The sequence below is a fragment of the Leptolyngbya cf. ectocarpi LEGE 11479 genome, from assembly GCF_015207065.1.
GTDB classification, from domain to species: Bacteria; Cyanobacteriota; Cyanobacteriia; order Phormidesmidales; family Phormidesmidaceae; genus Leptothoe; species Leptothoe ectocarpi.
On sequence record NZ_JADEXP010000211.1, the window covers coordinates 1 to 11,263 of the forward strand.

The 11,263-nt window shown below is 49.0% G+C and carries 8 protein-coding genes; 5 read left to right on the forward strand and 3 right to left on the reverse strand.

Annotation, left to right across the window (positions count from 1 at the left end):
* Both IQ260_RS19780 and IQ260_RS19785 read left to right on the forward strand, forming a co-directional pair.
* Positions 1-302 (forward strand): hypothetical protein (locus IQ260_RS19780; protein WP_193994816.1); only part of this gene is annotated, 302 nt, incomplete at its 5' end.
* Between the two features lie 14 nt (positions 303-316).
* Positions 317-760 (forward strand): HNH endonuclease, encoded by a 444-nt coding sequence (locus tag IQ260_RS19785; protein WP_193994817.1) that lies wholly within the window; start codon positions 317-319, stop codon positions 758-760.
* Between the two features lie 91 nt (positions 761-851).
* On the opposite strand, the gene IQ260_RS19790 is transcribed toward IQ260_RS19785, so the two are convergent.
* The 3 genes from IQ260_RS19790 to IQ260_RS19800 form a co-directional block, all read right to left on the reverse strand.
* The gene (locus IQ260_RS19790; protein WP_193994818.1) at positions 852-3,002 is read right to left on the reverse strand and encodes a WG repeat-containing protein; all 2,151 of its coding nucleotides are present in this window, start codon (positions 3,000-3,002) and stop codon (positions 852-854) included.
* Between the two features lie 45 nt (positions 3,003-3,047).
* Positions 3,048-3,758: a peptidylprolyl isomerase gene (locus IQ260_RS19795; protein ID WP_193994819.1), complete on the reverse strand. Its 711-nt coding sequence runs from the start codon at positions 3,756-3,758 to the stop codon at positions 3,048-3,050.
* Between the two features lie 173 nt (positions 3,759-3,931).
* Positions 3,932-5,245, reverse strand: a complete 1,314-nt coding sequence (locus IQ260_RS19800) for a calcium-binding protein (protein ID WP_193994820.1) — start codon at positions 5,243-5,245, stop codon at positions 3,932-3,934.
* 252 nt (positions 5,246-5,497) lie between these two features.
* Here IQ260_RS19800 and IQ260_RS19805 point away from each other — a divergent pair, with 252 nt between their 5' ends.
* The 3 genes from IQ260_RS19805 to IQ260_RS19815 all read left to right on the forward strand — a co-directional run bounded on the left by IQ260_RS19805 (position 5,498) and on the right by IQ260_RS19815 (position 11,236).
* Positions 5,498-6,436 carry a hypothetical protein gene (locus IQ260_RS19805; protein ID WP_193994821.1) on the forward strand — a complete coding sequence of 313 codons (939 nt, stop codon included), beginning with the start codon at positions 5,498-5,500 and terminating at the stop codon, positions 6,434-6,436.
* 73 nt (positions 6,437-6,509) lie between these two features.
* Positions 6,510-7,868 (forward strand): AAA-like domain-containing protein, encoded by a 1,359-nt coding sequence (locus IQ260_RS19810; RefSeq protein ID WP_193994822.1) that lies wholly within the window; start codon positions 6,510-6,512, stop codon positions 7,866-7,868.
* On the forward strand, positions 7,868-11,236 hold the full coding sequence (locus IQ260_RS19815; RefSeq protein WP_193994823.1) for a CHASE2 domain-containing protein: 3,369 nt from the start codon (positions 7,868-7,870) through the stop codon (positions 11,234-11,236). Before IQ260_RS19810 ends, IQ260_RS19815 begins: the two co-directional genes overlap by 1 nt.
* Positions 11,237-11,263: the final 27 nt, after the last annotated feature.

Consider the following 11,263-nt stretch of genomic DNA (forward strand, 5'->3'; position numbering starts at 1 on the left):
AGGGATATAAGAATGTAGGCTGGAACAATGTTATTGAGCTTTACCAAAAACTAAATGACCGTTTGCTCCAGTCCGATCCAGGTGAAGATACCCTGGAAGATCTTTTTCTCAGGGCTGACCGCATTGGTAATAAGTATCAAACCTCAGAAGAGATTAGGGAGTTCAATCAAAAGCTAACGGCTGAAGTGAATAAAATTTCTGATCAAGTTGATCGGCAGTTCCCAGAATCAGAAATGGAGTTTGTTGACTATAGTGCTACCACAAAAAAACAGAAATCTGCTGTAAAACGCAAACGACGATAGCAATAAGAACAGTTATGAACAAGCATAAAAAAACATTAGAAGAGCTTTTCAGGTTCGCTGACTATATCGGCAGCAGACGCTATCACAAGATGACACAGCGAGACCGCGATGATTATCAAAAATATGATGATTGGCGTTATATAAATGGCAATGGTGATCTCGGTACGACGTCTAGAAGCAAACAGTGGGTGAGACAAAATTCAGATGAGCACTGTCCCGTCTGCAGGCAGGAATTTTCAGATCGTGAAGGCCGTACTATTGATCATAAGCTTCCCCGCGCCCACTATCCTTGGTTGTCTCTAGACTTTGAAAATCTCTGGGTGATCTGTCACCTCTGTAATGAAGAAAAAGGAGAACGCGATTGGTATGAGTATGAGCGTTACATATTGGCCAACTATCCCAAGCGCCATCAATATTTGACAAGATTTTGTCCTCTGAAATTGCTCAAAAACTTGTAGAGACCAGGACTAACCAAATCAGCTCTGCTAGAATTAGGGGCTACCTACCCACGCTAAATTTCACAATTGGACTTCGAGGCAGCCCCTAATGTCAGGTTAGAACCAGCTGCTTTAAAAGCTGTCCATGGTCGGAGCTGTTATCCTCTAGTAACAACAACGGTTGCTCTGTACTTGTACCGGTTTGGGGCAGACGAATTAACCCCCAGGTGTAGTCCTGAATGTAGGGCGGACGGGGAGATTGATGATCTGTTGGTCGAGGCGCACCGTGGATATAGCGATCAAGCCTGAGGCTGACCTTTAGCCAGCGGGCGTTGTCATAGTCAGCATAGTTCAGCTGCACCCGGTTAAACTGCCCTGGAATCACTACATCACCCTTTTTATCGATGAGGCCATATCCCCACTCGCCAATAAAAAGAGCATAGCCATTCTTAAAAGATACCTGCTCGTATCCAATATTTGGGCCAATGGGAAAACGAGAGGTAAAGACTTTTTGCCCTGTTGAATCAATATAAAAGTCTTCTCGATCGGAGCGCACTGCGGCCAGACCTTCTGAAAAAGGCGCTACCCATTCAAACTGGGCTGGAATCACCATCTCACCAGTGCGATCGATAAAGCCAAACTTACCGTTTTTCAGCACAGCCGCCCGCCCTTCTGAAAAGGTATAGCCCTGATATTGATGAAAGTCCTTAGTAGACGGTTGCTGACGGGGATCATCAAACTGGGGCGGAATCACCCATTCGCGATCGCGATTAATATATCCCAGACTATTACGGGTAAGGGCGGCGGCTAACCCATCTGAAAACGGACCAATCCATTCAAAATCGGTGGAAAACTCACCGTCATCACTAAGATAGCCACTCTGACCACTGGCGGCAGTTACCCAGGCCCAACCATCTACAAAAGGGTTGGCTGAACCAGACAAAAAGGATAGGGGAGAAATGGGATTGCCATCAAAATCGACACACACGATCCCTATATCCCTTGGGTTACGCGTTACCCAAGCTCTACCTTTCGAGTAGCCACTAATTGAGATATATTCGGGGGCTAAAACAATATTGCCTTGCGGGTCTAGTAGACCCATTTTTTTATCTTTCATGAAGGTGGCATAGCCATTTCTAAATCCACCTCTGGGGATGATACCGTCGATTTGAAAAACAACTTTGCCGGTATGGTCAAGGCCATTACATAGACCGCTAAAGGTGATAGCTATGGCCAGCCCCTCACTAAAGGGCGTGATACCGCTATATTGAGGGGTAACCACAAAGTTACCCTGGCGATCAATCACGGCATAGTAATCATTAACATTATTGTCCAGTCTAGTGGCGACAACGGCGAGGCCATCCCTAAAGGCTTCAGCTTGGGTAAACTGGGCTGCGATCGCAACTTTCCCCGTCGCATCAATATACCCCAGTTTTCCATCGATCTCTACCGGCAAGCGACCTTCACTAAAGGCACCCCGCTTATAGCGATCCAGTTCCATCGGCAGGACCAACTGACCCTGCGGATTAATAAAGCCGGTTTTACCCCCACGTTCTACGCGGGTTAGCCCGTCTACAAATAGGTTTTCGCTGATATCAAGGGGCACAGACACATTATCCCCAATGTCGTCAAACTGAGGCCTGACCAGCACCAGGGCATCCGGATGGGGGGCTGCCACAGCTGGACCCACAATAAATTCCTCGGGTACACAGTAGATCTGCAGTGCCCGGCATAGGATTGCTGCCAGTTCTGCTCGGGTAATCTCGGCATTGGGGCGGAGTTGCCTCAGATTGGGATAATTGACGATCAGTCGTTGTTGAATGGCCGTTGCGATCGCCCTCGCCCCATAGGCTGGAATCTCTGCGGCATCATCAAAATATTGGACAAGAACCTCGTTTACAATGTTGCCATTGTCGTGGCCAAAACCGCTCACCAAAGCTTTGATCGCCTGTACCCGAGGCATGGCAATATCCGGTTTAAAATACTGTCCAGGATATCCTGACAAGAAGCCTGTTTGATAGGCAAACTGGATGGTATCAAAGGCCCAGTGGCTGTTGGATAAATCTTTAAAAACCACAGGCTCACGCACGGGCTCAGCTGTGGAGAATGCTAGGTAGATAAAAGCCGAAAATTCAGCCCGAGTGAGGGATTTATCTGGAGCAAAGCGACCATCGGGATAGCCTTGGGCAAGATTATGGATGGCTAGCTGATAGATACAGTCTTCTGCCCAGTGGCCCTGAATATCGGTAAATGAAACAGTCATGGTAAGTGTGTCTTAATGTTGTTGTGGATATCGAATAAACGGAGATCAGATTGTTGCAATCTGTTCTGTCAGCCATGCTTCAAAACATTCATTTAGCAGCTGTTGTTGCATGGCATGGTCATATTCCACAGGGACATGTTGCTCAAATCGCAGAATGACAAAATACTCACCTAGCTGGGACACAGGCCATAGTTGTCCTGGATGGCTAATTGAAAGAATGTGAGCTAATTCTGCATTGAGTTTGCCCAAGGCTACGGGACCTACCAGTCCTCCTAGTTTGGCTTCTAGCCCTGTGGAGTAGCACCTAGCCAGATCAGCAAAGGTATCTTCATCATTCTGTAGACGGAAGTAAAGTTCTTGAGCTAGGTAGTTATCCTGGGTCCGGATCATGGAGTAAATAACGCGGTCTAGCTGGTCTTTACATTTCAGAAAGTAGGAACCGATTTGGTGACCCCATTTTTCTTGTTTAAACTTTTCAATTTTGGTATGGCGTATGACCATGGCATTGAGATCGTCGAGGGAGAGACCTTTGGTCATACCAAAAGCCTGACGCTCTGCGTCGGAAGATAGTTGATGTCGATGGTTAAATTGTTCCTGGGCTGTTCGTTGGGCTATGTCTGTTAGTTGGATATTTGCGATCGCACGATCAATAATCAGGTCGCGCTGAAGCTGAGGTAGCAGCCGGTATCGTCTAAGTAAGGTAAACAGCTCTGACTCAGCGGTCAGTGTATGTTCAAGGTTTAAAGTAGGATGCATGGGCTTTCTCCCAGTGGTTTTAGTCTGGTGTTGACAGCTCTCTATTGCTCTAGGATTGATTTGATACTAAGGTCTGCTATATACCAGCAGACCTTAGTACCGTTAAGTATGGATAAGATAAGATAGTGAACCTGTTTTTTGAGCAGGGAAAGCTCCCTTATCTTCATTGAAATTTACTGTAAACGATGGGTTTGAGTAGCGGTTACAAAGTCTGTTGTTAATGAAAGTGCTGTGTCCGCTACAACACCGATCAGATCGCCATTGAAGAAGATGCGAGTGTCAAGTTTATCAGCCTGACCGATAATGTTGGCAGTACGATCAATCACATAGTTTGCAGGGTTCCCTTTAACGGCAATTTTGTCGCCCTCGGCTCGACTAAAGTCTTCAATTTTGCCAAAGGTTGTTCCAGTGGTGTAATAAACCTGCGACGCATCGCCCAGGAAGAAAGTATCGGCACCTTTACCTCCTGTCATCGAGTCAGTATCAAAGATGGAGCCTCCAAAGCCAATCAAGTGATCGTTGCCAGCACCGCCATCAAGAACGTCACTACTGGTGCCACCATAAAGCTCGTCACCACCGCTGTCACCAAAGAGACGATCTGCACCACTGTTACCAAAGAGTTCATCACCGCTGCCACCACCATGAAGGGTGTCACGGCCACTACCACCCCTAATCCGATTGAAGAAATTATTGCCTGTAATTACATTGTTAAGGGCATTACCAGTGCCGTGGGCTATCTGATTACGTGCTAGTATGAGATTTTCTACTTGATTGGGTAAGACAAAGGCTCTTCTAGATGTATCTAAAGTAGCGCGGATAGTGTCAATACCTTGATTGCGATGCTCTATCACTCGGTCGCGGACACTGTTGACAACATAGGTGTCGTTACCACGACCACCCCTCATTTTATCGCCGCCGCTGTTACCATCCAGGTAATCATTGCGGTTTTGGCCAATCAGCTCATCGTCTCCACCGCCACCAATCAGGCGACTGTTCCGATCGGGATTTGCGGTAATAACATTGGCAAGATTATTGCCTCTACCGGTGACTGCGTTACCGATTAACTTTAGTCTTTCTACAAAGTTTGTCAGGGTATAGTTGTCGAGGCTAGAGATGACAGTATCCCTGCTACCCTTATTACCAATAACTCGACCGTTTTTACGAATGACATCCCTGGCAAAGTTACTTTCTTGAACAATATCACCGATATTATCAACAAAATAGGTGTCACTGCCGCTGCCGCCAGCCATTCTGTCAGCACCTCTGCCGCCATTCATGCGGTCATCTCCGCCACGGCCTTCTAGAATGTCGTTACCGTCGCCGCCATCCAGACGATCCTTTCTGCGATCTCCGGCAATGTGGTCATTACCGCCGCCGCCAAAGATTTCCCATTCATGGCCACGACTTAGAAAACCACCGTCTTCTTTGTGACCTAAAAATGTGTTGTCCTGGTTGCCATTTGGGCGGAAGTCTTTAGTTTTAACCATTGTTTTTCTCCTTTGAAGCTAAGTGTGGAGTGAGACAACAAATTTTTTCTGTCTCACAGTTACTACTCTACGAAGTGAATTTGTTCCTGTCGTTACAGATAATGTCTGAACCTGGCTGTTGGGAACTGCGACGGTCTTTAAATACATTCATAAAATGTCAGGTGAATTTCCAGACATTTTCTGTAATGTCGATGAGCGGAAATCGCCGTAAGCTATAGCCAACTTGAACTGTGATGATTTAGGGAAATGACAATGACTGCAACCTATACCTATGAGTCCACCTGGCGAGATTCTCAAAAAGTTAGCTGGCGTGTGGAGGATCTAATCGGTCCTGATAAACCGATGGATTTTAATCTGCCCTTTTTGCCAGAAAGCCTGGTGCGGGCAGCGGATAGTGATTTTCTAAATTTAGAGCAGCAGCTTATTCTCAACCACATTCGAGCCAATAGCTATTTGCATTTATTTGTTTTGGTGGAAGCGTTTATCATTCCGATGGTGATGGAGCGGGTAAAGCAAATGGGCTATGGCAATATCTTTGCCACCCAGGCCCTGCTTGGCTTCGCTGAGGAGGAAGGGAAACACATTTATATGTTTCAGCAGTTTATGATTGCGTTGGAGCGAGGTGTTCACTATCGCTGTCAGTGTGTTGGCCCTGTTGAGGAGATTGCTAAAAAAATTGGGGCCTATCCTCCGCTCAGTGTGTTGCTGCTAACGCTTCAGTTTGAGTGGACCACACAGATTCATTATTTGGAAAGCATTCGTCAGCGTCAGGATCACCTTGAGCCGCGTTTTTGTGACTTGCTGAAATATCACTGGCTTGAAGAAGCGCAGCACACCAAGCTCGATGCCCTGATGGCTGCTGAACTGGTGGAGCAGATGTCCCCTACTGATATAGATGTGGCGATTGAAGGCTATTTTGCCCTGGTTCAGCTGCTAGAGCAAACGTTGATGACCCAGGCCCAGTTCGATGTTTCGAGTTTGGTGCAAGTATTGGCGAGTGCGCCCAAGGATACCTGTCAGGTTTTAAGCAAGGATCAACAGCAGCGGCTCTATGCCTCCCAGGCCCAGGCCTATCGTTGGACATTTTTATGCGCGGGGGTGGGCCATCCCAATTTTTTACACGTGCTAGAGCGGATAAGTCCTAAGGCGAAGGAACGGGCGGTGGGGCTAACCAAGGCTCTGTCGTATTAAAGTTAAAAAAACTTCTGCTAAGGTCAGGTCAGTGATCTGCTACCCGGCGGTATAGTTAGGGTCTCAAGTCAATATGATGGATATGGAACGTGCGATCGCAGCCGCAAATCACGCCATGGTTCGTCACCTCGGACGCCACCTGAGCGACGTTGAAACTGAAATTCTTAAGGGTTCATGGCAGGGGCAAACCTATGACCAAATAGCCTCGGCATCAGGGTATTCCGACAGCTATTTGCGGCGGGACGTGGGGACTAAATTTTGGAAAGCCCTGAGCCAGTCCCTAGGCGAAACCGTCAGTAAAAACAACTTTAAAGAAGCCCTGCGCCGCCATGCAGAACAGGTGCTAGAACCCACTGTTCCTGTGGGCAGTTCTGCTGTCGTCCCTAACATTTCTCCTAACATTGCCCCTAATATTGCCCCTGCCTCGGCTGCCGTTCCGCCTCCTTATATTGAGCGCGAGCCCTTAGAATCCATTTGCCGCGATACCCTCTGTCAGCCCGGTTCCCTGGTTAGGGTCAAAGCCCCATCCCTCATGGGCAAGACCCTGTTGATGGACCATGTGCTGACTCAGCTAGAGGCAAAGGGCTTACGGACGGTGCGAATTAGCTTAGAGCTGGCCGATCGCCAGGTTCATTTTGCCAATCTCAATCGCTTTTTGCGCTGGCTGTGTATCAACATTACCCGGTCCCTGGCCCTGTCTAATGAGTTAGATGATTATTGGGATGAAGAAGGCATGGGCAGTAAGGTGAGCTGTTCCACCTATGTAGAAGAGTATCTGCTAGCTAGCAGCGATGCCCCGCTGGTTCTCTGTCTGGATGATGTGGATCTGTTGTTTCCCTATCCTGAAATTTACGAAGACTTTTTTGGATTGTTGCGGTCATGGTATGAAATGGCCCGCACCCGCAGTCGCCCCCTGTGGAAACAGCTGCGTCTTGCCATTGTTCATTCCACAGATGTTTATATCCCGCTCAATATTAACCAGTCGCCGTTTAATGTGGGTGTGCCCATCGAAATCACTGAATTCACACCCGAGCAAATTGAGCGGTTTGCTTCACTCCACGGTCTCCCTGCATCGTTGGATTTAACACCGCTGATGGCCATGGTGGGTGGACACCCTTATTTGTTAGAGCAGGCGTTTGACTTTCTCAAAACCCATCCCAAAGAGTCTTTGGAGTCGCTGTTGACTGCAGCCCCCACTGAGACCGGTATCTATGCTAACCATCTACGAGAACATTGGATTGCCCTGCGGGACACACCTGCCCTAATAAATACCCTACGCCAGGTGGTCGAGACCCATGAGTCTATTGTGCTAGAGCCAGTGCAGGCCCATCAGCTCCATAGTATGGGTATTGTCAAGCTAACTGGCAATATTGCTGAACCCCGCTGTCAACTCTATCGTCAATACTTTCATACCCAGTTAGGAAATGGGTGATGGGCTATATCTATCAATCGGGGGGGAGCTTACCGGCCAATGCCCCCAGCTATATTCCACGGCAGGCCGATGATGAGCTGTTTGCATCTCTGTTAACCGGCACCTATTGCTATGTCTTAACCTCTCGCCAAATGGGAAAATCGTCCCTACGCGTGCAGACAGTGGAGCGTTTGTTTGATGCGGGAGTCCTCTGCGCCGAGATAGAACTTTTAGGCATTGGCAGCCAGGAGATTACAGCGAACCAGTGGTACGGCGGCATCATCCAGGTACTGATTGCGAGTCTGGGACTGCGGGTAAATCGTCGCCAGTGGCTGCGAGAACACGAAGATCTCTCTCCGGTGCAGCGCCTGGGCACATTTATAGAACAGATTGTTTTACCCCAGACCGAGCAGCCGCTGGTGCTCTTTTTTGATGAGATTGACAGCGTGCTGGGGCTAAACTTTCCCACAGATGATTTTTTTGGCCTATTGCGCAACTGGCACGAGCAGCGGGCGAATCATGCTGTCTATAAACGATTGACGGTGGTGCTGCTGGGGGTGGCCACACCATCGGATCTGATGCGGGATAGCCATGCCACCCCGTTTAATATTGGTCGTGCCATTGAGCTGCAGCCATTTAACTTTGAGGAAGCCCAGCCGCTGCTGCAGGGCTTAGCTGATGTTACAACTGATCCTCAAAGCGTTCTACGGGAAATTTTGGACTGGACTGGAGGCCAGCCCTTTTTAACCCAGAAGGTTTGTCAGCTCTTTGTGCAGGAGTCGGCTTCTAGCAGTCAGGAATCAGGCATTAGGAGCCAGGTTTTCCCCTCGCTGAGAACCTTGATTCAAACGCGGATTCTCGACCACTGGCAGGTTCAAGATGAGCCAGAACACCTGCGTACGATACAGAACCGGCTGTTACGCAATGCGCGGTCTCCCCAACGATTGCTGCGTCTGTATCGTCAGATTCTGAAAAAAGGAGGAGTCCCGGTTGATACCTCTGTCGAACAGCTGGAGCTGCGACTAACGGGGTTAGTGACGCGGCGGCAGGGACGCTTAACGGTCTTTAATCGAATTTATGGCACGGTGTTTGACCGGGCTTGGATCGCGACGCAGCTGGCCGCCTTGTCGCCCCAGATGTCTCGTGTGTGGCCCCTGTGGCGCTCAGCCATGATGGGTGTGGGAGCGACATTGCTGGTGTTGCTGGTCCGTTCGTTTGGGATGCTACAGCCGTTAGAGCTGTTGGCGTTTGATCAGTTATTGCGATCGCACCCCCCTGAGCCCGCTGACGATCGGTTTTTGATCATCACCGTCAGCGAAGCCGACATGCAGTACCAAGATCGGCTGGGTATGGAGCGTCGAGGCTCCCTGTCGGATGAGGCGCTGCTGCAGGTGTGGCAAAAGCTCAAACCCCACAATCCTCGGGTCTTAGGGTTAGACTTCTATCACGATTTTGCATTTTCACCCACATTAGCCAGCCAGCTAGACCAGCGCTTTGTGGCCGTATGTGAAATCGGTCAAACGGTTGAGGTGGATACCTCCGTCAGCATTGCCTCGCCTCCCGGTCTGGCGAGTGATCAGGTGGGCTTTACTGACTTTGTCATTGATCCTGACTATCGCATCCGCCGCTATCTGTTGGGGCTCCAGCGCACAGATGTCTGTGACACTGACACCGCCTTTAGCCTCAGGGTGGCGCTGCGCTATCTGGAGCCAGAAGGGATTTCCCTGGATTTTCTCTCATCGGATTTGATTCAGCTAGGGGATGTTCTGTTGCCTAAAATTCCACCGACGGCTGGGGGCTATCGGCTAGCTCCGGGGGAACAGGCTGGCTACCAGATCCTAGTCAACTACCGTAACCAGAATCCTCGCCAGGTTTCTCTTAGGGAATTACTAGAGGGGCAGGTAGACGATCAGCTGGATGCTTGGATTCGCGATCGCATTGTCTTAATTGGTCTAAATGAGCCCAAAGATGCTCAATTTACCCCAATCCAAACAGAGCGTATGCTCGGTGTCACCATCCATGCCCAAAAGGCGAGTCAGCTGATTAGTGCCACATTAGATCATCGTCCATTGCTGTGGTGGCTACCTGAATGGGGTGAGGGCCTATGGATTTTAGCCTGGGCCATGGGCAGTAGCGGTCTGATCTGGATCGGGTACTATTCCCTCCGTAACAGTTCTTTATCTCGTCGTTTTTTGCGTAATTACCCCTTCGTTTGTGTTGTAGTAATCACAGGTACGACCCTCACACTATGGGGACTATGCTATCTGATGTTGTTAATTGGCGGTTGGCTACCCTTCGTACCGGCCTGGCTAGCCATGGTTCTGTCCCTGGGGGGAAGCATCGGTCAAATCGGTAATAGGTTTGAGGAACGGAGATTAAACAAATGTCACTTGAGCCGGACTAACTCCGCAGGAGACGCTTCGCGAACGACTTCGCTCAGCCCTCTGCTAATTAACGTTGAGGGATGTGGATTTTATTCTTTCCTCTATCCTAAGACTGTTTATATCCAGGTTTACTTTGTACGTTCCCTTATAATTGCGTCTAAAACCACCCTTAAAAACACATTAATAAAGTCCGTCATGAAACGACAACTATATATTCTCGGATTAATAGCCCTGCAATATGGCTGTATGAGTGTACCCACCAGTCCAGTATCGGCGCAGGTATCCCCTTCCCTAGAGACAACAAAGCAAACAGACCTTCCTCCCCTGGTATTTAACAATGACAATGCCCCCAGCGGGTTTGATCATCAGGGACGTCCCCTCAGCCGCACATCGGGTGGATCGAGGGGCACCTGTAGCGACTTGCTGGTGGCGCTGCTGCCGGGCAGTGATACGCTTGCCAGTACTGGCGATGCAGACTGCAACTCAGCCTCAACGTCACACTTAGCGACTACCTTAGAGACTAATCCCACACTGTGGTTTCATATTCCAGCCCAGGCCGAGACAGCCACGACCGCCGAGCTGGTGCTGCTAGACAACAATCAGCAAGTTCTCTCTAGTGACGTGGTTACACTCCCAGCCAAAGGCGGTATCATTGGCCTTCAGCTTGATTATCCATTAGAAACCGGAGACGTTTATTCTTGGATATTTTCTATTCTCAATCAGCCCAACAGTCCATCTCAAAATCCAACGGTTGAAGGTCGTTTACAACGCATTACGGCTCAGCCTGCCCTATCAGACACCTTGGCCACTCAAGACACCCCGTCGCAGATTCGAGCGTTGGCCCACCACGGCATTTGGCACGATGCTTTACATGAACTAGCACTCTTATATCGCGACGATTCAAGCAATATGGACATTCAGACTCACTGGTTTACCTTACTAGACTCTGTTGGTTTAGAAAGCATTGCCCAAGAACCCCTAATTAATTGTTGCCTTGACGATTAAGCATTCACACTCAATATAGAGCACCGT